Origin of the sequence: Herbaspirillum robiniae (assembly GCF_002213415.1) — a bacterium.
In the GTDB taxonomy this organism is placed as follows: Bacteria; Pseudomonadota; Gammaproteobacteria; order Burkholderiales; family Burkholderiaceae_D; genus Herbaspirillum; species Herbaspirillum robiniae.
Map to the genome: position 1 here is coordinate 116,273 of NZ_NJGU01000002.1, position 23,098 is coordinate 139,370.

At 64.0% G+C, this 23,098-nt stretch carries 18 protein-coding genes; 9 read left to right on the forward strand and 9 right to left on the reverse strand.

Translation table 11 applies throughout. The features are described 5' to 3' along the window. Positions 1–24 precede the first annotated feature (24 nt). A complete protein-coding gene (locus tag CEJ42_RS05530) occupies positions 25–1,482 on the reverse strand; it encodes a YihY/virulence factor BrkB family protein (protein ID WP_088750295.1) in 1,458 nt (485 codons plus the stop codon). Positions 1,483–1,818: 336 nt separating this feature from the next. Between CEJ42_RS05530 and CEJ42_RS05535 the strand changes: the two genes are divergently transcribed. After that, on the forward strand, positions 1,819–3,252 hold the full coding sequence (locus CEJ42_RS05535) for an NAD-dependent succinate-semialdehyde dehydrogenase (RefSeq protein WP_088750296.1): 1,434 nt from the start codon (positions 1,819–1,821) through the stop codon (positions 3,250–3,252). A gap of 552 nt (positions 3,253–3,804) precedes the next feature. Here CEJ42_RS05535 and CEJ42_RS05540 read toward each other — a convergent pair. The 3 genes from CEJ42_RS05540 to CEJ42_RS05550 all read right to left on the reverse strand — a co-directional run bounded on the left by CEJ42_RS05540 (position 3,805) and on the right by CEJ42_RS05550 (position 8,542). Then, on the reverse strand, positions 3,805–6,870 hold the full coding sequence (locus tag CEJ42_RS05540; protein WP_088750297.1) for an FtsK/SpoIIIE family DNA translocase: 3,066 nt from the start codon (positions 6,868–6,870) through the stop codon (positions 3,805–3,807). A gap of 68 nt (positions 6,871–6,938) precedes the next feature. Further along, complete coding sequence (locus tag CEJ42_RS05545; RefSeq protein ID WP_088750298.1) at positions 6,939–7,514, reverse strand: DNA-3-methyladenine glycosylase I; 576 nt, start codon at positions 7,512–7,514, stop codon at positions 6,939–6,941. A 20-nt stretch (positions 7,515–7,534) separates the two neighbouring features. Next, the gene (locus CEJ42_RS05550) at positions 7,535–8,542 is read right to left on the reverse strand and encodes a serine/threonine protein kinase (protein ID WP_088750299.1); all 1,008 of its coding nucleotides are present in this window, start codon (positions 8,540–8,542) and stop codon (positions 7,535–7,537) included. Between the two features lie 133 nt (positions 8,543–8,675). On the opposite strand from CEJ42_RS05550, the gene CEJ42_RS05555 reads away from it, so the two are divergent. Next, positions 8,676–9,371: a UPF0149 family protein gene (locus tag CEJ42_RS05555; protein WP_079219163.1), complete on the forward strand. Its 696-nt coding sequence runs from the start codon at positions 8,676–8,678 to the stop codon at positions 9,369–9,371. A 911-nt stretch (positions 9,372–10,282) separates the two neighbouring features. On the opposite strand, the gene orn is transcribed toward CEJ42_RS05555, so the two are convergent. Further along, entirely contained in the window at positions 10,283–10,876 is a 594-nt protein-coding gene (gene orn, locus CEJ42_RS05560) for an oligoribonuclease (protein ID WP_079215808.1), read from the reverse strand. A 182-nt stretch (positions 10,877–11,058) separates the two neighbouring features. On the opposite strand from orn, the gene CEJ42_RS05565 reads away from it, so the two are divergent. From CEJ42_RS05565 to rsgA, 3 genes are all read left to right on the forward strand, one after another. Continuing rightward, entirely contained in the window at positions 11,059–12,336 is a 1,278-nt protein-coding gene (locus CEJ42_RS05565) for a M48 family metallopeptidase (protein ID WP_079215809.1), read from the forward strand. 87 nt (positions 12,337–12,423) lie between these two features. Then, positions 12,424–12,777, forward strand: coding sequence for a 4a-hydroxytetrahydrobiopterin dehydratase (locus CEJ42_RS05570; RefSeq protein WP_079215810.1), 354 nt, complete (start codon positions 12,424–12,426; stop codon positions 12,775–12,777). Beyond that, the gene (gene rsgA / locus CEJ42_RS05575; protein ID WP_079215811.1) at positions 12,777–13,709 is read left to right on the forward strand and encodes a ribosome small subunit-dependent GTPase A; all 933 of its coding nucleotides are present in this window, start codon (positions 12,777–12,779) and stop codon (positions 13,707–13,709) included. Before CEJ42_RS05570 ends, rsgA begins: the two co-directional genes overlap by 1 nt. Positions 13,710–13,814: 105 nt before the next feature. On the opposite strand, the gene CEJ42_RS05580 is transcribed toward rsgA, so the two are convergent. Next, on the reverse strand, positions 13,815–16,295 hold the full coding sequence (locus tag CEJ42_RS05580; protein ID WP_243397792.1) for a TonB-dependent receptor: 2,481 nt from the start codon (positions 16,293–16,295) through the stop codon (positions 13,815–13,817). A gap of 2 nt (positions 16,296–16,297) precedes the next feature. On the opposite strand from CEJ42_RS05580, the gene argF reads away from it, so the two are divergent. Genes argF through ppnP form a run of 3 tightly spaced genes read left to right on the forward strand, consistent with a single transcriptional unit; the run spans position 16,298 to position 18,946 of the window. Beyond that, positions 16,298–17,212 carry an ornithine carbamoyltransferase gene (gene argF / locus CEJ42_RS05585; RefSeq protein WP_079215813.1) on the forward strand — a complete coding sequence of 305 codons (915 nt, stop codon included), beginning with the start codon at positions 16,298–16,300 and terminating at the stop codon, positions 17,210–17,212. A gap of 48 nt (positions 17,213–17,260) precedes the next feature. Next, positions 17,261–18,595, forward strand: a complete 1,335-nt coding sequence (gene argG, locus CEJ42_RS05590; RefSeq protein WP_079215814.1) for an argininosuccinate synthase — start codon at positions 17,261–17,263, stop codon at positions 18,593–18,595. 36 nt (positions 18,596–18,631) lie between these two features. Further along, the gene (gene ppnP / locus CEJ42_RS05595) at positions 18,632–18,946 is read left to right on the forward strand and encodes a pyrimidine/purine nucleoside phosphorylase (RefSeq protein ID WP_088750300.1); all 315 of its coding nucleotides are present in this window, start codon (positions 18,632–18,634) and stop codon (positions 18,944–18,946) included. 325 nt (positions 18,947–19,271) lie between these two features. Here ppnP and murB read toward each other — a convergent pair whose 3' ends face one another. Then, positions 19,272–20,306, reverse strand: coding sequence for a UDP-N-acetylmuramate dehydrogenase (gene murB, locus CEJ42_RS05600; protein WP_088750301.1), 1,035 nt, complete (start codon positions 20,304–20,306; stop codon positions 19,272–19,274). A gap of 155 nt (positions 20,307–20,461) precedes the next feature. On the opposite strand from murB, the gene CEJ42_RS05605 reads away from it, so the two are divergent. Beyond that, positions 20,462–20,947, forward strand: coding sequence for a YajQ family cyclic di-GMP-binding protein (locus tag CEJ42_RS05605; RefSeq protein ID WP_088750302.1), 486 nt, complete (start codon positions 20,462–20,464; stop codon positions 20,945–20,947). Between the two features lie 68 nt (positions 20,948–21,015). Here CEJ42_RS05605 and CEJ42_RS05610 read toward each other — a convergent pair whose 3' ends face one another. Continuing rightward, on the reverse strand, positions 21,016–21,492 hold the full coding sequence (locus CEJ42_RS05610) for a VOC family protein (RefSeq protein ID WP_088750303.1): 477 nt from the start codon (positions 21,490–21,492) through the stop codon (positions 21,016–21,018). Positions 21,493–21,663: 171 nt separating this feature from the next. Then, complete coding sequence (gene aroG, locus CEJ42_RS05615) at positions 21,664–22,734, reverse strand: 3-deoxy-7-phosphoheptulonate synthase AroG (protein WP_079215819.1); 1,071 nt, start codon at positions 22,732–22,734, stop codon at positions 21,664–21,666. Positions 22,735–23,098: the final 364 nt, after the last annotated feature.

Below are 23,098 nucleotides of genomic sequence, written 5' to 3' on the forward strand. Positions count from 1 at the left end.
ACTCTTCTCCTTGTTGAAAACGAATCAGTTGCCGGGATGCAGCGGCGGCCCCTCGGGCGGGCGCACCGCCTTGACCGCCTCCTCGCCATGACCGACGCTGCCCTTGACGATCTCCGGCGCGTGCGCCAGCTTCTGGCGCAAGGCGCGCGAGCCGAAGTTGTTGGCGTAGATCCAGGTGAATTCCGCGCCCAGCAGGAAGATCTGCGCCGAGTAGTAGATCCACACCAGCAGCAGCGCAAAGGAACCGGCCGCCCCGAAACCGGACGTCATGCCGGTGCGGCCGAGATACAGCCCGATCAGGTACTTGCCGATGATGAACAGCACCGTGGTGGATACCGCGCCTATCCAGACGTCGCGCCAGGAGAGCGTTACCCGCGGCATGAACTTGTAGATCATCGAGAACAGCGTGGAGAACACCACGAAGGAAAGCGCGAAGTTGAGCAGTTGCAGCACCAGCTGCCATCCCTCGAACCAGCCGCCCCACCAGCGCCCCAATGCCGCCAGCGCGGCGCTGACCACCAGCGAGATGATCAGCAGGAAACCCAGCCCGATGATCAACCCGAAAGACAGGATGCGCGTGCGCGCCAGCGCCCAGATACCGCTCTTGCGCTTGACCGCGGGGATGCGCCAGATGCGGTCCAGCGCGCTCTGCAGTTCGGAGAACACGGCGGTGGCGCCCACGGCCAGCGTGGCCACCGAGATCGCCGCGGCGATCATGCCTTCGCGCGGTTGGTTGACCGACTTCAGCAGGCCCTGGATGGCGATGGCGCCTTCAGTGCCGACGATGTCGCGGATCTGGTTGACAATCTCGCCCTGCGCGGCGTCGTGGCCGAACAGCATGCCGGCCACGGCGATGGCGATCACCAGCATCGGCGCGATGGAGAAGATGGTGTAGTAGGCGATCGCCGCCCCCATGCTGGGCGCGAAGTCGTCAAGCCAGGCGTTGACCGCCGCCATGACCAGCTGCCAGGCCTGCTGCAGGCGCGTGCCGCCCTTGATCATCTTCACCTCGGCGGCGGGGTCGAGGTATTCGGAAGGCGCCGGCTCAAGGTCGGCCCTGATATTGCTGATGCGCGGCGCCGTCTTGGGCGGGGACGGCGCCGTGGTGACGGCGCTCTTCTTCGCCTTCACCGATCCCTTGCGCCACGCCGCCACCAGCGGCAGCACCAGGGTCGCGACGCGCACCGCGCTTTCCAGCCCGCGCGGGATCGGGTCGCTGGATTTCGATTTCGCCGTGAATTTGGTTTTGCCTGGCGCCGCAGCCTCTTTCTTCGCGCGGACGGGCGACACGTCAGGCCGCGAACCAGCCTGCAGCTTTTGCCGGCGCTTGCGGCCCAGCCATACGCCCACCAGCGCGCTGAGCACCGAGCCGGCCACCACGCCGCCGGCGGAGAGGGCTTCGCCCGGCCCGCTACCGTGCATGGCCCGCTCGCGTTGGCGTGGCTGCAGGCCGGGCTGGAGGTCGTCGGAATGGGTGGTCATGGGCGCCTCGCGCTAACAAAGGTCTGCCGGTGTGACCCCTGGCCAAATCGATTGTTCCTGCGCCGCGGCACGGCCGCCTGCGGAGTCGCCCGTTGATTCTGCCCGCTGTCGGAACCCGCTGTCGGAGGCGCCGGAACTGCCGGCGCGGCAAGACGCGATGTTGCGATGCATGGTATAAATATCGTCCTCGCTCCGGCGGCCGCTCCACATGCAGCACGACCGCCTGCGCCTACGAACAAGACATCCGCAGAGTTGTTGCCATAACCACATTCCCCATCCGCCGCAGCCGCAATCGCCGCCGGCGGCATTCCGAAACCAGACCAACGAGGACCGCACATGTATAAGGACGTACAGCTTTTCATCAACGGCGAATGGACCGCCAGCGTCTCCGGCCGCACCATCGACGTGGTCAACCCGGCTACCGAGGAAGTCATCGGTAAGATCGCCCATGCCGGCCGCGAAGACCTGGACCGCGCCCTCGAAGCCGCGAAGAAAGGCTTCGAAACCTGGCGCAACATCTCCGCCTTCGAACGCTCGAAGATCATGCGCCGCGCCGCCAACCTCCTGCGCGAGCGCGCCGATGACGTGGCCCGCCTGATGACCCTGGAACAGGGCAAGCCGCTGCCGGAAGCCAAGATGGAAACCCTGGGCGCGGCCGACACCATCGACTGGTTCGCCGAAGAAGCCCGTCGCACTTACGGCCGCCTAGTGCCGGCGCGCGTGCCGGGCGCCTACCAGATGGTGATCAAGGAGCCGGTCGGCCCGGTCGCCGCCTTCACGCCCTGGAACTTCCCGATCAACCAGGTGGTGCGCAAGATGTCGGCCGCGCTGGCTGCGGGCTGCTCCATCATCGTCAAGGCCCCTGAAGAGACCCCCGCCTCCCCGGCCGAGCTGATCCGCGCCTACGCCGACGCCGGCGTGCCGGCCGGCGTGATCAACCTGGTCTACGGCGTGCCGGCCGAGATCTCCGAATACCTGATCCCGCACCCGGTGATCAAGAAGATCTCCTTCACCGGCTCGACCCCGGTGGGCAAGCAGCTGGCCGCGCTGGCCGGCCAGCACATGAAGCGCGCCACCATGGAACTGGGCGGCCACGCCCCGGCGATGGTGTTCGACGATGCCGACATCGACGCCGCCGCCAAGCAGCTGGCCGCTGCCAAGTTCCGCAACGCCGGCCAGGTGTGCGTCTCGCCGACCCGCTTCCTGGTGCAGAAGGGCGTGTTCAACGCCTTCGTCGACAAGTTCGTCACCTACGCCGAACAGCTGAAGGTGGGCAACGGCATCGACGCCGGCACCACCATGGGTCCGGTGGCCAACAAGCGCCGCATCCCGGCGCTGGAGTCCCTGATCGACGACGCCGTCTCGCAAGGCGCACAGCTGCGCACCGGCGGCAAGCGCATCGGCGACAAGGGCTACTTCTTCCAGCCCACCGTGCTGACCAACGTGCCGCTGTCGGCGCGCGTGATGAACGACGAGCCCTTCGGCCCACTGGCGCTGATCAACCCGTTCGACACCCTGGACGAAGTGATCGACGAAGCCAACCGCCTGCCCTTCGGCCTGGCAGCCTATGCCTTCGCCAAATCGGCGCACACCAAGCACGCGCTGGCCGCGCGCGTGGAAAGCGGCATGCTGACCATCAACCACCTGGGCCTGGCCATTCCCGAACTGCCGTTCGGCGGCATCAAGGACAGCGGCTACGGTTCGGAAGGCGGTACCGAGGCGATCGAAGCCTACGTCAACACCAAGCTGGTGACGCAGCTGGACGTCTGATTTTCTGACGCTGGAATGAAAGCGGCGAACCGGGGTCCGGTTCGCCGCTTTTTTTTGCAGGCTCATTGGGGCGTATGTTGTCGACGTTGTCGCGCCTGCTGACGTCAGGGCTTGGCTTCGATCATTGCGACCCTTGCAACCGCCGCCTGGCGCGCAACGAACGACACTGGATCCCGGCCTTCGCCGGGATGACGGAGAGGGTGGAATGACCGGAATGGCTGGAGTGACGCAGTGATGGGGATGACGGAATGATGGGGGGTGACGGGGTGACGGGGTGACGGGGTGACGGGGTGACGGGGTGACGGGGCGACGGAGTGACGGGGTGACGGGGTGACACGGTGACACGGTGACACAGTGAAGGAATAACGTGCGACGGGTACCAAGGCACAGATGTACTGGAACGCACGAAAGTTAAAGTTGCCTCCAACCTGTCGTCCTGACGAAAGTCAGGACCCAGCGGCGTTCGTCGCACCGCGCCGTCCCGGGCTCCGACGATTCTCAGCAAACATCGCCGGACTCCCGCCCTCGCAGGAACACCCGGCGTACACCCGCCTATTCTTCCGCGCCCGAAGGCGGCACCAGGATGTCGCGGCTGCCGTTCCTCGACATGGCCGACAGCACGCCGGCCGTCTCCATCTGCTCCACCAGGCGCGCGGCGCGGTTGTAGCCGATGCGGAACTGGCGCTGCACCGAGGAGATCGATGCGCGGCGCGACTTGAGCACGAAGGCCACCGCCTCGTCGTAGAGCGGGTCGGATTCCGGATCCGGCATGTCGCTGCCGAACATGTCGCCCTGCGCGGCATCCTCCACCATCGGCGGCGCCAGGATCTCTTCGATGTAGCGCGGCTCGCCGAAGGACTTCAGGTATTCCACCACGCGATGCACCTCGTCGTCGGAGACGAAGGCGCCGTGCACGCGCTGGGGATAACCCGAACCCGGCGGCAGGAACAGCATGTCGCCGTGACCCAGCAGCGACTCGGCGCCCATCTGGTCGAGCACGGTGCGCGAGTCGATCTTGGAGGAGACCTGGAAGGCCACGCGGGTCGGGATGTTGGCCTTGATCAGGCCGGTGATCACGTCCACCGACGGGCGCTGCGTGGCCAGGATCAGATGGATGCCGGCCGCGCGCGCCTTTTGCGCCAGGCGCGCGATCAGTTCTTCCACCTTCTTGCCGACCACCATCATCAGGTCGGCCAGTTCGTCGATGACGATCACGATGGTCGGCAGCTTGTCCAGCGGCTCCGGCGCGTCCGGGGTCAGGCTGAACGGGTTGGGGATCTTCTCGCCGCGGGCATGGGCGTCGTCGATCTTCTGGTTGTAGCCTGCCAGGTTGCGCACGCCGAGTTTCGACATCTTCTTGTAGCGGCGCTCCATCTCGTCGACCGCCCAGTTCAGCGCATGCGCGGCTTCGCGCATGTCGGTCACCACCGGCGCCAACAGGTGCGGAATGCCTTCGTAGATCGACAGCTCCAGCATCTTGGGGTCGATCATGATCAGGCGCACCTCGTCCGGCGTGGCCTTGTAGAGCAGCGACAGGATCATCGCGTTGATCGCCACCGACTTGCCCGAACCCGTGGTGCCGGCCACCAGCATGTGCGGCGCACGCGCCAGGTCGGTCACCACCGGCGTGCCGGTGATGTCCTTGCCCATGGCGATGGTCAGCAGCGAGGCCGACCTGCGGTAGGCGTCGGAGCGCACGATCTCGGAGAGCTTGATCATCTGCCGCCGCGCATTGGGCAACTCCAGGCCCATGCAGGTCTTGCCGGGAATGGTCTCGACCACGCGGATCGACGTCAGGCCCAGGGCGCGCGACAAGTCCTTCATCAGGTTCACCACCTGCGCGCCGCGCACGCCCTGCGCCGGCTCCACTTCAAAGCGGGTGATCACCGGGCCGGCCTCGGCGCCCAGCACCGTGACCGGCACCTTGAACTCCTTGAGGCGCTGCTCGATCAGGCGGCCGGTCTCCTGCAGTTGTTCGGCGTCGACTTCGATGGTGGTCTCGGGCACATCGTCGAGCAGGTCCAGCGACGGCAGCGGGATGTCGATGTGCGGCTCGAACTCTTCGTCCCCGTAGGCCTGCGGCTGCACCACTTGTGCGGAGTAAGGCGGCACCACAGGCTGCGCCGCGCGCACCGGGAAAGCCGCCTGCGGCGCCTCGGCCTCGAACGGCGACATTGCGGGAGCGGCATCCTGGCGGAGCGGCTCGGCGCTGGATTCGGGCTCAGGCTCGGGGTCCGGCAGCATGTCGAACCATGGCGCGGTATAGCTTTGTCTGGGCGGCTCGAAGGCGACCGGCGAAAGCGGTGCCGGCTCGGGGCCTGCAGTTTGCTCCGGCTGCTCGTCGAAGAGAAACTCCGATGCCGCGGGAGCACCGGTATTGGCATCGGCGGGCGTCTGCTGCGGCGCTTCGAAATACGGTTGCTGTTGCGGTTGCGCTTGGACGAACTCGTCCGCGGCGGCGTCCAAGGACGGGGCGGCCGGCGCGGCGGAAATCTCCGGTGCGGCGGGGACCGGCGTCGCAGGAACAGATGCCGGCACAGCCGAAACCGCAGGCGCCTCGGCCGCGCCCTTCTGCGCCTGGGCTTCCTGCAGTGCGCGCATCAGCCGTGTGGGAACGGCGTCGGCGCGTTCGCCCGGCGTCGCCGGTTCGCTCGCCTGGCGGGCGGCGCGACCGACGCTGCTGATGCGAATGCTGCGCGTGGGCATGGCCGGCGCGGGCGGGCTTGCTTGCCCCTGCCCGGCGCGGGCGATCGAGGGCGGGATGTGCTGGGCCGGCGCGTCGGGAACGGCTGCGCGCGACAGGCTGGCGTTGGCCGCCGCGCTGGCGGCCGAGATCGCGGTGCTGGCCGCGGCGCGCGCCAGCATGGCATCGGTCGGACGCAGGGTTTCGAAAGCAGCCCATTCGGATTCGGGACGTGCGCGGGCATCCGTCGCGCCGGGTTTCAACGCCGGCCATTTGCCGCCGCGCGCGGCGGCGCTGCGGTTCAGCGACGACAATGGCACTTGCCAGTCCTCGCGCGCATGCCCATCGGAGATGCGCTCGCTGGGGCTGTTGAAGCGGTTCGGCGTGCGCGGCTCAAACGGCGAATTCGCCTGCGGCGAAGCGGCAGCGGCGCGCGACGCGGTTGGCGTGCGCGGTGCGCGCGGCGTGGCGGAGAGCCGCTCGTTGCCGCCGAAGCGCTTGCCGTTGCCAGCCAGGCGCACGCGTTCGCTCTCGATGCTGCCGCGGCGCGGCCCCAGGTCGAGCTCCGGGTGTTCGTCGTCGGCGCCCTTGCCGGCGCGGCTGAAAACGGCGCCGAACAGCAGCTTCAGACTCAGCAGCGCCAGCGCGAACATCACCAGCACCGCGACCGGCTTACTGATCTTGCCCGACAGCGCCTCCATCAGCGCGAAGCCAAGGCGTGCGCCGCGCTGGCCGTCATCGCCGGTATCGATCTGCGCGCGCAGCAGGGACTCGATGGCGCTGCTGGCGCACAGCAGCAACAGGCTGCCTATCCAGACACGGATGGCGCCGCGTCCACCCAGCGGCGACTTGCGGGCCAGTGCGGAAATGACCACGCGCAGCAGCAGCGGCAGCAACCACAGGACCGACCAGCCAAACCATTTGACGAAAATCATGCTACTCCCAAACTATTGCGGCCGACGCGATCCGGCGCGCCCGCGAGTTTAAACCATCCCGGCCGCGCTCAGTACTTGCGGCCATGGCAGTGGCAATCCGCCACGTGGTCGTCGATCAGGCCGATGCCTTGCAGATAGGCATAGATGATCGTGGAACCGACGAACTTGAAGCCGCGTTTGGCGAGATCCTTGGAGATCGTATCCGACAGCGGCGTCTTGGCCGGCGCCTGGCCCAGCTCCTTCCATGCGTTGCGGATCGGCTTGCCGTCGACGAATCCCCAGAGATAGGGGTCCAAGCCGCCGACCTCTTCGCACAGCCTAAGATAGCTGCGCGCGTTGGTGATGGTCGCGGCCACCTTCAGGCGGTTGCGCACGATGCCCGGATTGGCCAGCAGCTCGGCCACCTTGCGCTCGTCATAGTTGGCGATCTTGCGCGCGTCCCAGTGGTCGAAGGCGGCGCGGTAGCTCTCGCGCTTGTTGAGCACGGTCTCCCACGACAGCCCGGCCTGCGCGCCCTCCAGGTTGAGCATCTCGAACAGCGTGGTCTCGTCGTGGCAGGGCACGCCCCACTCCTCGTCGTGATACGCCACGTAGAGCGGATTGTTGAGGTTGACCCAGGCGCAGCGCGTCTTCTGATTCTTCATGTGTTCTCTTCTTAATCGGTTCAGACCGGCCACAGCGGCGGCTCGTCCATCAGCGCGATCTGCTCGCGCAGCTCCAGGATGCGGTCCTGCCAGTAGCGCTGCGTGTTGAACCACGGGAAAGCGACCGGGAACGCCGGATCGTCCCAGCGCCGCGCCAGCCACGCCGAATAATGGATCAGGCGCAGCGTGCGCAGCGCCTCGATCAGGTACAGCTCGCGCGGCTCGAACTCGCAGAAGCTCTCGTAGCCGGCCAGCAGGTCCGACAGCTGGCGCACCATCTCGCCGCGCTCGCCGGACAACAGCATCCACAGGTCCTGCACCGCCGGGCCGCTGCGGCTGTCGTCGAAATCGACAAAGTGCGGGCCGGCGTCGGTCCACAGCACGTTGCCGACATGACAATCGCCGTGCAGGCGCAGCGCCTTCACGTCGCCGGCGCGCTCGAAGCAGCGGCGCACGCCGTCCAGCGCGTGCTCTACCGTGCTCTTGTATGCGCCCAGCACATCCATCGGGATGAAATCGTTGGCCAGCAGCCAGTCGCGCGGCTCTTCGCCGAAGGTGGCGATGTCCAGCGCGGGCCGCTCGGCGAAGGGGCGCTGCATGCCGACCGCGTGGATGCGGCCGATGAAGCGGCCCATCCATTCCAGCGTATCGGGATTGTCCAGCTCGGGCGCGCGCCCGCCGTGGCGATGAAACACCGCGAAACGAAAGCCCGCGTGGCGATGCAGCGTGGCGCCGCCCTCCAGCGCCATGGCCGGCACCACCGGCACCTCCTCGTCGGCCAGCTGCTGCGAAAAGGCGTGCTCCTCGAGGATCTGGGCGTCGCTCCAGCGCAGCGGCCGGTAGAACTTGGCGACCACCGGCGGCCCCTCTTCCATGCCGACCTGGTAGACGCGGTTTTCATAGCTGTTCAGCGCCAGCAGGCGGCCGTCGCCTCGCAGGCCGACCGCGTCCAGGGCGTCGAGCACGGTGTCGGGCGAAAGCGTGGCGAAGGACTCGACGTCGGCGGCGGGGTGGGCTGGTTGTGTCATCCCGGTATTGTACTGTCGGCGGGCCCGGGCCAGCACGCCGGCGATGAGCTTATGGCATGGCAACGCTGACAATGCTCGCGCCACTGGCCGAATCCCTTTAAACTTCTGCTTTTAGCGTCACCAATTGGACATCATGCACCTCGACCAGCCCCTTTCCGATCAAGAGTTCGACGAACTCGACGATTTCCTCCTGTCCGACCGCTGCGCCGACGACGTCATGACCATGGACACGCTGCATGGCTACCTGACCGCGCTGGCCATCGGCCCGCAGGAAGTGCTGATGGCCGAATGGCTGCCGCGCGTCTGGGGCAGCCGCCCGGAAGACACGCCCAAGTTCAAGAACGGCAAGGAAGCCGAGCGCATCAGCAGCCTGATCGCGCGCACCATGAACGAGATCGCCATCACCTTCGAGGTGGCGCCCAAGGAGTACGAGCCGCTGTTCTGCGAACGCGAGCACGAAGGCAAGCCGCTGCTGGACGCCGAGGCCTGGGCCTGGGGCTTCTGGGAAGGCATCCAGCTGCGCGCCCAGCAATGGGACGAGATCTTCCACTCCGACCTGGCGCCGCTGCTGCGCCCGATCTACCTGCTCGGCGCCGACGAGCTGGAGGAAGAAGAAACCAAGCTGATCGACGATCCGGTCAAGACCCACAAGCTGGCCATCGAAATCGAATCGGCCATTCCGCACATCCACCGCTACTGGGCGCCCAAGCGTAAGTCGGCGGTGGAACAGGTGCAGCGCGACGCACCCAAGGTCGGCCGCAACGATCCCTGCCCTTGCGGCAGCGGCAAGAAGTACAAGAAATGCTGCGGGGCTGACGGCGAGGAGTAAGCAGATCCTCGCGCTTGCCTGAACGCATGCGCGGTGCGACGAACGACACTGGATCCCGGCCTGCGCCGGGATGACGGTGAAAAATTCAAGCGCATGCACGTCTTCTCACCGTTCTCCTCACCGCCTACCCGTCGTCCTGACGAAAGTCAGGACCCGGCGACGTTCGGCGCACCTCTCCAGCGCCTGTTGAGCGAAACGACCGATGTCTGCTCCCGCCCTGTGCCGGATGACGGAGATTGATTCAACAACCTGCACGCCTCCCCACCGCCTACCCGTCGTCCTGACGAAAGTCAGGACCCAGCGGCGTTCGGCGCACCTCTCCAGCGCCTGTTGAGCGAAACGACCGATGTCCGCTCCCGCCCTGCGCCGGGATGACGGAGATTGATTCAACAACCTGCACGCCTCCCCACCACCTACCCGTCGTCCTGACGAAAGTCAGGACCCAGCGGCGTTCGGCGCACCTCTCCAACGCCTGTTGAGCGAAACGACCGATGCCCGCCCCCGCCCTGTGCCGGGACGACGGAGATTGATTCAACAGCCTGCACGCCTCCCCAGCACCGCCCCGTCGTCCTGACGAAAGTCAGGACTCAGCGGCGTTCGGCGCGCCTCTCCAATGCATGTTGAGCGAAACGGCCGATACCCGCTCCCGCTCTGCGCCGGGATGACGGAGATTGATTCAACAACCTGCACGCCTCCCCACCACCGCCCCGTCGTCCTGACGAAAGTCAGGACCCAGCGGCGTTCGGCGCACCTCTCCAACGCCTGTTGAGCGCAACGAGCAATTCCCGAACCTGCGCTGCGCCGGAATGACGAGAAAACGGTAAGGCTCAAAAAAAGAAAACGGCGCGCCGGTTCACACCGTCGCGCCGTTTCTCATCGGCAGCGAAGCCCTTGGCCTCGCCCTCCCCGCCTCACTCCTTGATGAAGTGCTCGCGGTAATACTTCAGCTCTTCGATCGACTCGACGATGTCGGCCAGCGCCGTGTGCATCTGGCGCTTCTTGAAGCCGGTGGAGATTTCCGGCTTCCAGCGCTTGCACAGTTCTTTCAGCGTGGAAACGTCGAGGTTGCGGTAGTGGAAGAATTCTTCCAGCTTGGGCATGCCGCGCACCATGAAGCGGCGGTCCTGGCAGATCGAGTTGCCGCACATCGGCGACTTGCCGGCCGGCACGTATTTCTTCAGGAATTCGATCAGCACTTTCTCGGCCTCGGCCTCGGTGATGGTCGACGCCTTGACGCGGTCGATCAGGCCGGAGCGGCCGTGGGTGCCCTTGTTCCAGGCGTCCATGCCGTCCAGGATTTCGTCGGACTGGTGGATCGCCATGACCGGGCCTTCGCCCAGCACGTTGAGCTGGGAGTCGGTGACCACCACGGCGACTTCGATGATGCGGTCGTTGTCGGGATCCAGGCCGGTCATTTCCATATCAACCCAGACCAGGTTCATTTCATTGGGACGAAGCGGTACGGCTGGGGCTTGCCCGGCGTTGGCGTCGGCTGCTTGTGACATAATTCTTCCTTATTGATGCAGAGAGCGATGCGCCCTTCTTCAGTTTGTTCGTTCGCTTGCTTGCGCTTGCTATCCGGGATCCTGCTGTTTGATGGATCGTCCTGCTGCGCAGCGCCGCCGCCGGAAGTCCTCGGGACAGCGGGCCGGGCATGGAACCTCCGCCATTTTCGCACAGGGAAAGAATGTCTTCACTCACGTTTTCGGTTTTGTTCGTCGGCTTTTTGGCCGCCAGCCTGCTGGTTCGCTTCTGGCTGGCATCGCGCCACATTCGCCATGTGCTGGCGCACCGCGCCGCGGTGCCGGCCGAATTCGCCGAAAAGATCCCGCTGTCGGCCCACCAGAAGGCGGCCGACTACACCGTCGCGCGCACCAAGTTCGGCCTGGTGACGCTGCTGGTCAATGCCGCCGTGCTGATCGCCTTCACCCTGCTGGGCGGCCTGCAATGGTTGTCGGGACTGGTCCTGGGCTGGACCGGCGGCCCCGGCATGGTGTACCAGATCGGCTTGGTGGCGGCCTTCGGCATCATCTCCGGCCTGGTCGACCTGCCCTTCGACTATTACCGCCAGTTCAAACTGGAAACCCGCTTCGGCTTCAACAAGATGACGCGCGCGCTGTTCTTCAGCGACATGATCAAGCAATCGCTGGTGGGCGCGGTGATCGGCCTGCCGCTGCTGTGGGTGGTGCTGGCGCTGATGGACAAGGCCGGCGCGCTGTGGTGGCTGTACGCCTGGATCGTGCTGTGCGCCTTCCAGCTGCTGATGCTGGTGATCTACCCCAGCTTCATCGCGCCGCTGTTCAACAAGTTCACCGCGCTGGACGACGACGGCCTGCGCAGCCGCATCGAAGGCCTGATGACCCGCGTGGGCTTCGCCTCCAAGGGCCTGTTCGTGATGGACGGCTCCAAGCGCAGCGCGCACGGCAACGCGTATTTCTCCGGCTTCGGCTCGGGCAAGCGCATCGTGTTCTTCGACACCCTGCTGGCGCGCCTGGCACCGCATGAGATCGAGGCAGTGCTGGCGCACGAGCTAGGCCACTTCAAGCTCAAGCACATCGTCAAGCGCGTGGTCGTGATGTTTGCCATCTCGCTGGGATTCCTGGCGCTGCTGGGCTACCTGAAAGGCCAGGTCTGGTTCTACACCGGCCTGGGCGTGAACCCGCTGCTGTTCGGCAGCAACGACGCCATGGCGCTGATCCTGTTCATGCTGGCGCTGCCGATCTTCACCTTCCTGCTCTCGCCGCTGTCCTCGCTGACTTCGCGCAAGCACGAGTTCGAGGCCGACGCCTTCGCCGCCCAATACACCAATGCGCAGGACCTGGTCTCGGCGCTGGTCAAGCTCTACGAAGACAATGCCTCGACCCTGACGCCCGATCCGCTGCACTCGGCCTTCTACGATTCGCATCCGCCCGCCGCCCTGCGCATCGGCAGGCTCAACCTGGCGCAAGGCGCCTCGGGCCACTGAACGGCCCAACCATGAACAAGCGCCGGCTGCGGCTGTCCACCTCGATACAGGTGCAACACAGACCGCAACCGGACCAAGGAGAACCCCATGAGCATCACCGCTAACACCCTCGCCGCAGGCCGCTGCAACCACCAGACCACCGCGCTTGACGAAGCCGGCATCAAGGAAAACCTGGCCGCCCTGCCCGACTGGAAGATCGACGGCGGCAAGCTGTCCCGCGCCTTCGACTTCAAGGACTATTACCAGACCCTGGCCTTCGTCAACGCCATCGCCTGGGTGATCCACGCCGAAGACCACCACCCCGACCTGGCAGTGAGCTACAACCGCTGCGGCGTGAAGTTCGACACCCACAGCGTGAACAACGGCAAGGGCGGCTTGTCCGTCAACGACTTCATCTGCGCGGCCAAGGTCGACGCGATCTTCGCCCAGCGCGCATCCTGATGGCATCGAAGAAACCCCACGCCGCGCCGCGCCAGGCGGCCGGCGCACTCGAATCCGGCCTGGTGATTGCCGCCCACGGGCGGCATTATCTTGTCCAGGCCGGCGAGCAGAAACTGCAATGCGTCACGCGCGGCAAGAAGAGCGACGTCTCCGTCGGCGACCGCATCCGCTTCGCCCGCACCTCCCCCAACCAGGGCGTGGTGGAGTCCATCGACGAGCGCAAGACCCTGCTGTACCGCTCCGACCAGTACAAGTCCAAGCTGCTGGCGGCCAACGTCGACCAGCTCTTCATCGTGGTGGCGACCGAACCCAGCTTCTCGGACGACCTGGTGTCGCGCTCGCTGGTGGCGGCCGAGTCGGCCGGCGTGTCGGCGCACCTGATCCTGAACAAGACCGACATCGAAGAAGCGCTGCCCAAGACGCGCGAGCGCCTGCAGGTCTATGCGCGCCTGGGTTATCCGGTGCACGAGGTGTCGGCCACCGCACGTCCTGACGAAACCCGCGCGGCCTTCCTGCCGCTGCTGGCGGGCAAGAGCACCATCCTGATCGGCCAGTCGGGCATGGGCAAGTCTTCGCTGATCAACCTCATCATCCCGGACGCCGACATCGCCGTGCGCGAGATTTCGGCCGCGCTCGACACCGGCAAGCACACCACCACCTTCACCCGCCTGTACCAGATGGATGAAGCGACCAGCATCATCGATTCGCCGGGCTTCCAGGAGTTCGGCCTGTACCAGCTCTCCGAAGGCATGCTGGAACGGGCCTTCCGCGACTTCACGCCCTACCTCGGCAAATGCCGCTTCTACAACTGCCACCACCTGAGCGAACCGGGCTGCGCGGTGCTGGAGGCGGTGCAGTCGGGCGAAATCGCCGGGCTGCGGCACCAGTTGTATGCGCAGCTGGTGCATGAGTCGTCGCAGACCTTGTATTGAGCGAACGCCTCCCCATCCATCCTGGGGCGCCCGGCTGACGCCCTTCAATCCAAGCAAAAAAGCCATCCGGAACGCGGATGGCTTTTTCACTTCAGGACCCGTGCATCAGAACTTGTACGATGCCGACAAGAAGGCGCTTCGAGGTGTGCCCGGCATGATTTGCCCCAGGCCTGTACCGCTTGCATAGTATTTCTTGTCAAAAAGATTGGTGACGGCGAGAATCACCTCCACCTTCGGGAAACGATAGCCTAGCTTGCCATCCCAACGGGTGTAGCCGGGCAGCGCGAGCAAATTGTCGCGATCGACATAACGACTGCCTTCATAGACCAACCCCGTCTCGGCAAAGAAGCCCTGCGCCGGCGCGTAGCTCACAAAAACGTTGCCGTTCTGTTTCGCCACCCCGATGGATTGCTTGCCCTTGTATCTGCTCTCCGAACGATGTGTCTCGACGACCTTGGCATTTTGCAGCGAGAACCCGCTGCGCAAGAACCAGTCTCGCGCCAGTTCGCCATTGATGCTCAACTCCACGCCGCGATTGCGCTCAAGCCCGTTCAGCACATACATGTCTGGGCTGCTGGAGACTTGAACCCGTCGGTTGTAGAGATCGAGCTGGAATATCGACAACGTCGAGCTGATTTTCTTGCCTAGCCAATCGCTCTTCACACCTACCTCATACTGGCGACTGTATTGCGGCCCGAAATCGCTGTCCTGGCGTGAAGCGGCTGACGACATTCCCATCAACTCGCCGCCGAAAGGCGAAAAGTTCTTGCTGTAAGAGAGGTAGAAACTGTGATCGCTGACAGGCGACCATACCAGTCCCGCACGCGGACTCAACACGGACGGCGTAGAGCGGCGGACTTCGCCTCGGGTAATCCTCGAGTCGATGCGAAGCGAACGATAGTCGACCTCATAACTATCCCAACGAACTCCCGCCAGCAAGCTCAGTTCCTGCGTCAGTTTGATCAGATCCTGAGCATAGGCGGAATATGAACTCGCCTCATAGGTACCGCGCGAGTCGAACTGAAGCGTCCCGTTGGCATCGGATCTGTTATTCGGGGTCATCACCGAAATAGGGCTCGCGAGATAGGAGCGCAACCTCGAATCCCGGTTCTGCTTGCCGTACTCCAGGCCGACCAGCACTTGATGCCCCATCGCGCCGGTATTGAACTTCCCCTCCAGTTCGAGATTCGTCTGAAGATTGCGTTGAAGCAGATCCTGCTTGAACCGGGAGCGTCCGGCCGTATAGTTGGGAAACGTCCCGGTTCCGGCACCGCTTACATAGGTGTTGTCAAAAGAGCTGTCGACATTGAGCAGGTTGATCACATGACGCAGCTGCCAATCGGCGTCGAGATTGTGCGTAAAAGTGGAACGCAGTCGGGCATTGATGTCTTTGATGTTGTCGCGTCCGAATTGCCCGTAAGTCTTGTCCATGGAAGCTGGCGGAAGAATGAACCCGCCTCCGGTCCTGGCGACAGCCGGCATGCCGCGATCGGGTACGCGTTCAAACTCTCCATATTCAGCCTGCAGCAGCCAGCTGCTGGTTTTGTTATCCCACTTCACCGAGGGTGCAAGATATTGCCGTGTGCTGTTGACGCCGTTGCGGAAGCTTCCTGCGTATTCGCGACCGGCGTTGATCCGTACCGCCCACTCGTCGCTGATGACACGATTGATATCGACGGAGCCCCCCGTGCGACCATAGCTGCCGGCGAACAGGCTGGCGCTGCTGACGACATCCTGACCGGGCTGCTTGCTGATGCGATTGATCACGCCACCACCGCTGCCGCGTCCGTAGAGCACCGCAGCCGGTCCTTTCAGGATCTCGACGCGCTCGATATTGCCGAGTCCCCGGATGTATTGCATGTCGTCCCGGATGCCATCCAGCATCATGTCGCTCAAGGCTGAAAAACCGCGGATCTTGTAAACGTCAAAGCGCGTGTCCGATGCATTCGACACGCCGGGGACGCCGACAAGCACTCCTGCCAGGTCGCGCGCGCCATAAGAAACCGCCTCCTCCACCTTGATGCTGTTGATGCTTTGGGGAATCTCGCGATCACTCAGGCTGCTCTTGGTTGCGGTGCTGACGACCGAAGTCCGCGGATCGTAATGACTGCGCTCACCACGCACCTCGACGGCGGGCAGCTTGTCCTTTTCCTTGTCGTCGCCGTCCTCGGCGGCATACAGCGGCATTGAAGTGAAGGCGGCACACAGCGCCAGTGGCAGCGTGCGCATGCGCGTACGCCGGAAAACGAAGCGGGAAGAAGACATGTCAAACCAACCTGTAACGAAAACGGAGCGCAATTCTAGGTTGGCAAATGAGAGCGATTCGCATCGGTATCGCCCGCGAATGCGGATATCGGCGATTAATCGCAATTCATGCGGAGCCACGTCGTAAAGCAGCGTAGACTGACCCGGCACGATGTCTAATAGTTTTTCTTTTGACATCGCCGCCGCGACTGCGGCTGGGCTGCGGCTTGCCGCAGGCTTTCTTCCGGGCAACCCCTGTGGGTATCTTTTTGCCCCGAATCCCTTATAATCTAAGCAGTTATAACGATCGGCGGCAGGCGCCACGCTGGCCGCCGTTTTCATTTATGGCAATCAAACACTACCTTCAGTTTTCCGACTTTACGCTTGATGAATACGAATACGTGATCGAACGTTCTCGTGTGATCAAACGTAAGTTCAAGAATTACGAACCCCACCATACGCTGGCCGACCGTACGCTGGTGATGGTGTTCGAGAAGAATTCGACCCGTACCCGCCTGTCCTTCGAGGCTGGCATGCACCAGATGGGCGGCGCCGCGATCTACCTGAACACGCGCGACAGCCAGCTGGGCCGCGGCGAGCCGGTGGAAGATGCGGCGCAGGTGATGTCGCGCATGTGCGACGTCATCATGATCCGCACCTACGGCCAGGAAATCATCGAGCGCTTCGCCGCATATTCGCGCGTGCCGGTGATCAACGGCCTGACCAACGAGCAGCATCCCTGCCAGGTGCTGGCCGACGTGTTCACCTTCATCGAGCACCGCGGCTCCATCCAGGGCAAGATCGTGGCCTGGATCGGCGACGCCAACAACATGCTCTACTCGTGGCTGCAGGCGGCCGAGGTGTTCGGCTTCCACGTCAACGTCTCCACGCCCAAGGGCTACGACATCGATCCGGCGCAGGTGACGCCCGGCAACAAGAACTACACCTTCTTCGCCAACCCGGCCGACGCCTGCCAGGACGCCGACCTGGTCACCACCGACGTGTGGACCAGCATGGGCTACGAAGACGAGAACGCCGCCCGCCTGAAGGCCTTCGACGGCTGGATCGTGGACGGCCCCAAGATGGCGCGCGCCAAGAAGGACGCCCTCTTCATGCACTGCCTGCCGGCGCACCGCGGCGAGGAAGTCGCCGCCGAAGTCATCGACGGCCCGCAGTCGGTGGTCTGGGACGAGGCAGAGAACCGCCTGCATGTCCAGAAGGCCCTGCTCGAATACCTGGTGCACGGCAAGTTCGACTGAACCGCCGCACCTTCAAGTCATATCAACACACTCGCAACAGTCAAGATCATGTCCAACATCCTGCAATCCGTTCCGGTCAAACAAAAAGTCGGCATCGCCTTCTCCGGCGGCCTAGACACCAGCGCCGCGCTGACCTGGATGCGCCAGAAGGGCGCCATCCCCTACGCCTACACCGCCAACCTGGGCCAGCCGGACGAGCCGGATTACGACGCCATCCCGAAGAAGGCGATGCAGTACGGCGCCGAACTGGCGCGCCTGATCGACTGCCGCGAGCAGCTGGCCAACGAAGGCATCGCCGCGCTGCAAAGCGGCGCCTTCCACATCTCCACCGCCGGCGTGACCTACTTCAACACCACCCCGCTGGGCCGCGCCGTGACTGGCACCATGCTGGTGGCCGCCATGCGTGAAGACAACGTCGACATCTGGGGCGACGGCAGCACCTTCAAGGGCAACGACATCGAGCGCTTCTACCGCTACGGCCTGCTGGTGAACCCCAACCTGAAGATCTACAAGCCCTGGCTGGACAACACCTTCATCGACGAACTGGGCGGCCGCAAGGAAATGTCCGAGTTCATGATCAAGTCCGGCTTCGACTACAAGATGTCGGTGGAAAAGGCCTACTCGACCGACTCCAACATGCTGGGCGCGACCCACGAAGCAAAGGACCTGGAGTTCCTCAACAGCGGCATCAAGATCGTGCAGCCGATCATGGGCGTGGCCTTCTGGCGCGACGACGTCGAAGTCAAGGCCGAGACCGTCACCGTGCGCTTCGAAGAAGGCCGCCCGGTCGCGCTCAACGGCAAGACCTTCGCCAGCATGACCGACCTGATCCTGGAAGCCAACAAGATCGGCGGCCGTCATGGCCTGGGCATGAGCGACCAGATCGAGAACCGCATCATCGAAGCCAAGAGCCGCGGCATCTACGAAGCCCCGGGCCTGGCGCTGCTGTTCATCGCCTACGAGCGCCTGATCACCGGCATCCACAACGAAGACACCATCGAGCAGTACCGCGACAACGGCCGCAAGCTGGGCCGCCTGCTGTACCAGGGCCGCTGGTTCGACTCGCAGGCCATCATGCTGCGCGAAACCGCGCAACGCTGGGTGGCGCGCGCCATCACCGGCGAAGTGACCATCGAACTGCGCCGCGGCAACGACTACTCGATCCTGAACACCGAGTCGCCCAACCTGACCTACCAGCCGGAACGCCTGACCATGGAAAAGGGCGAAGGCGCCTTCACCCCGGCCGACCGCATCGGCCAGCTGACCATGCGCAACCTGGACATCGTCGACACCCGCCAGAAGCTGGCGATCTACCAGAGCACCGGCCTGCTGGACAACAGCAGCGCAGTGTCGCTGCCGCTGCTGGACAAGGATTCGAAGTAAGCAACCTCAACCAAAGATCTGCCTGAAAGAATTTTGATGAGCATCCAATTCGACAACGTCACCGTCCTGAAAAAGGGCAACGTCTACTTCGACGGCAAGTGCGTCTCGCACACCGTGCTGTTCGCCGACGGCACCAAGAAGACCCTGGGCGTGATCCTGCCCTCCACGCTCAACTTCGGCACCGCTTCGCCGGAAATCATGGAAATCGTCAGCGGCAGCTGCCGTATCCGCCTGAAGGGCGAGGAAGCCTGGAACACCTACGGCGCCGGTACCCAGTTCAGCGTGCCGGGCAACTCGTCCTTCGACATCGAAGTGACCGAGGCCGTGGACTACGTCTGCCATTACGGCTGATTCCGCGCGGTTGCGATGAAATGAAAAACGCCGGTTTCGACCGGCGTTTTTTATTGTGCGTCGTGCAGGCTTGGCGCTGGTTTGCGCGCTGGTTCCTCGCCCGAGATCTCGTTGCGCTCGGAGGATCAAGTGGCTTTGCTGCGCCTTGAGGGAGATTCAACGCCGCTGGGTTCCGGCCTTCGCCGGAACGACAGGACAGTGATGGACTCGACCAGCCAAGGGTTCAGGTTGCTTCTTCTTTGTCGTTCCGGCGAAGGCCGGAACCCAGCGGCGTTAGCTGCACATCAACGGTCTCCGAACAACGACCGCGCGCCGAAAAAGAAGATCAGATAAACACCGGCTCAGGCTCAAGCGCCACGCCGAACTTCAGCATCACGTCATCCTGGATCGCCTTGGCCAGCTGCGCGATATCGGCCCCGCTGGCGCCGCCGTGGTTGACCAGCACCAGCGCCTGCTTCTCGTACACGCCGGCCGCGCCCATGGTCTTGCCCTTCCAGCCGCAGCGGTCGATCAGCCAGCCGGCCGCCAGCTTGTAGCTGCCGTCGTCCTGGCGGTAGCTGACCAGGCCGATATGCTGCGCCAGCAAGGCGTCGCGCTGCTGCGCGCTGACGATGGGATTCTTGAAGAAGCTGCCGGCGTTGCCGATCTTGGCGGGGTCGGGCAGCTTGCGTGTGCGGATGGCGATGACGGCGTCGGCGATGTCGCGTGCGCTTGCCTGCGCGGCGTCGCTGAAGCCTTTTTCCTGCAGCGCCTGCGCCACGTCGGCGTAGTTGGCGTTGGGCTGCCAGCGCTTGGGCAAGGCGAAGGTCACGTCCAGCACCACGGCGCGGTCGCGCAGTTCGTGCTTGAAGACGCTGTCGCGGTAACCGAAGCGACAGGCCGCGCGATCCAGCGTCAGCACTTCGCCGGCGGCGAAATCGAAGGCGCGCAGTTCATGGAACCGGTCCTTGAGCTCGATGCCGTAGGCGCCGATGTTCTGGATGGGCGCGGCGCCCACGCTGCCGGGAATCAGCGACAGGTTCTCCAGCCCGCTCAGGCCCTGCGCCAGCGTCCATTGCACGAAACCGTGCCAGTTCTCGCCGGCGGCGGCGCGCACGTAGGTGAAGTCCTCATCCTCGCCGACCACCTCGATGCCGGCCCCGCGCATGTGCAGCACCAGCCCGGCGAAATCCTGGGTCAGCAGCAGATTGCTGCCGCCGCCCAGCACCAGGCGCGGCAAGGCGGCCAGCGTGGCGTCGGCGCGCACCGCGCGCAGCGTATCGGCGCCGTCCACCGGCAGGTAGGCCTGTGCACGCGCCTCGATGCCGAAAGTATTGAGCGCGCGCAGGGAAAAGTCGTGTTGTGGGGCTGGCGAAGACATAGGGCATGGATTATAGCCTTCCCGCCCCCCAGTCTGCCGGGCTTGCCGGAAAAGCGCCGTCAGCGCACCGGCAATAGCCGGGGAGCGCCCGGTCGGCTAAAATCACGGACGAACGCCGGCGCCCTCGCCGGCCGCAAGAATACAAGGATAAAGCCATGCCCTCTTTTGATACCGTCTGCGAAGCCAACCTGGTCGAAGTGAAGAATGCCGTCGAGCAGGCCAACAAGGAAATCTCCACCCGTTTCGACTTCAAGGGCACCGACGCCCGCGTCGAGCAGAAGGAACGCGAACTGACCGCTTTCGCCGACTCCGACTTCCAGCTCAGCCAGGTGCGCGACGTGCTGACCAACAAGATGACCAAGCGCAACGTCGACGTGCGCTTCCTGGACGAAGGCAAGATCGAGAAGATCGGCGGCGACAAGGTCAAGCAGGTGATCAAGGTCAAGAACGGCATCGAAAGCGACGACGCCAAGAAGATCGTGCGCATCATCAAGGACAGCAAGATGAAGGTGCAGGCCAGCATCCAGGGCGATGCGGTGCGCATCACCGGCGCCAAGCGCGACGATTTGCAGGCGGCCATGGCGCTGCTGCGCAAGGATGTGAAAGACATCCCGCTGGAATTCAACAACTTCCGCGACTGATCGCCAGGCGCGCGAGCCCAGATGAAAAACGCCGGCACATAGCCGGCGTTTTTTATGGGTGCAAGCGCTTACTGCCCGGTGCCCGGGCAATCGGCGCCCTTCCGGATTTCTTCCGGCGTCAGGTCACGCACATGCGTGGCGACCGACCAGCTATGGCCGAAAGGATCGACCAGCTGCCCGTAGCGGTCGCCCCAGAACATGTCGGCCACCGGCATCTTCACCTGCGCGCCGGCCGCCACGGCCTGGGCGAACACGGCGTCCACGTCTTCCACGTACAAGTGAATGGTGACCGGGGAGCCGCCCAGCGCCTTCGGGCCCAGGCATTTCCATTCCGGCATCTCGTCGACCAGCATCAGGCTGGAGTCGCCGATGTTGATATGGGCGTGCATCAGGCGCCCGTCGGGACCGGCCAGCCGGCCGCCTTCGCGCGCGCCGAAGGCTTTCTTGTAGAACTCGATGGCCTCGGCGGCGCCGGCGCATACCAGATGCGGCGTGATCGAATGCATGCCGGGCGGAATCGCTGCGACCTTGGAAGGGGTGGACATTCGGTGATCTCCTTGATGTTGGTATGGGCCGCGGCACGCCGTTTGCTGAGGCTTCGCGGCGCAGCCATTCTGCACCTTCCGGGGCAGGCTGCAAAGCTCATCCTGCACAATAAAAAAGCCCCGCATTCGCGGGGCTTTTTTGGCTGGGAGCAAGCCTTCTGGCCAAGCCAATCAGGCGGCGTCGCGCTCACCCACCAGGCGACGTTGCTTGACCGAATCCGCCAGGCCTTGCAGCACCTGCACGCTCTCTTCCCAGTTGATGCAGCCGTCGGTGACGGACTGGCCGTAGGTCAGCTCCTTGCCAGGCACCAGGTCCTGGCGGCCCGCCACCAGGTGCGACTCCACCATCACGCCGACGATGCGGGTGTCGCCGGCGGCGATCTGGCCGCCGATGTCGGCGCACACGGGAATCTGGTTTTCCGGCTTCTTGGAGCTGTTGGCGTGCGAGGCGTCGATCATCAGGCGCGCCGCCAGGCCGCTCTTGCCGATGTCCTGGCAGGCCGCATCCACGCTTGCGGCGTCATAGTTGGGCGCCTTGCCGCCGCGCAGGATGATGTGGCAATCCTCGTTGCCGGCGGTCGACACGATGGCCGAGTGGCCGCCCTTGGTCACCGACAGGAAGTGGTGCGGCTGCGATGCGGCCTTGATGGCGTCCACGGCGATCTTGACGTTGCCGTCGGTGCCGTTCTTGAAACCGACCGGGCACGACAGGCCGGAAGCCAGCTCGCGGTGCACCTGCGACTCGGTGGTACGGGCGCCGATGGCGCCCCAGCTGATCAGGTCGGCGATGTATTGCGGGCTGATCACGTCCAGGAATTCGGTGCCGGCGGGCAGGCCCAGGTCATTGATGTTCAGCAGCAGCTCGCGCGCGGCGCGCAGGCCGTCGTTGATGCGGAAGCTGTTGTCCATGTACGGGTCGTTGATCAGGCCCTTCCAGCCCACGGTCGTACGCGGCTTTTCGAAATACACGCGCATGACGATCTCGAGTTCGTTCTTGTGCTTCTCGCGCTCGCCCACGAGGCGGCGGGCGTACTCCATCGCCGCCTTGGTGTCGTGGATGGAGCAAGGGCCGATGACCACCATCAGGCGGTCGTCCTGGCCGTGCAGGATGCGGTGCAGCGCGGTGCGCGCTTCTGCCGTGGTGCGCTCGACTTTTTCGGTGCAGGCGAATTCGCGGATCAGATGCGAGGGAGGAACCAGTTCTTTCATTTCTCGGATGCGAAGATCGTCAGTGCGCGGCATGTTTTTCTCCAGATTGCTTTTGGGCTGTATCGGTATGAAATCGACCAAAAAAAAACCGCCATCACTGGCGGTTTTTTAGGAAATTCGGTTTTGTCTTTTTACGAACGCTTACCGCTTTTCACCGCCGTGGGGCTGGAATAGCTAAAGTAAAAATAAAAGTAAGCGCGGAAGAAAGACATCTTTGGCTGCATGGATAAATTGAAGCAGCACTCATAGTGCTACAAATTCCAGGCTTTGGCAAGCGAGGCCGCGAAAATGACAAACATCTCCTCGCGCACACAAAACATCCAAATAATCGCCACAAAAAGAACAAAAAATATCAAATCAATGAAAATTCAGGCCTGATAAACAATAAAAAACCATG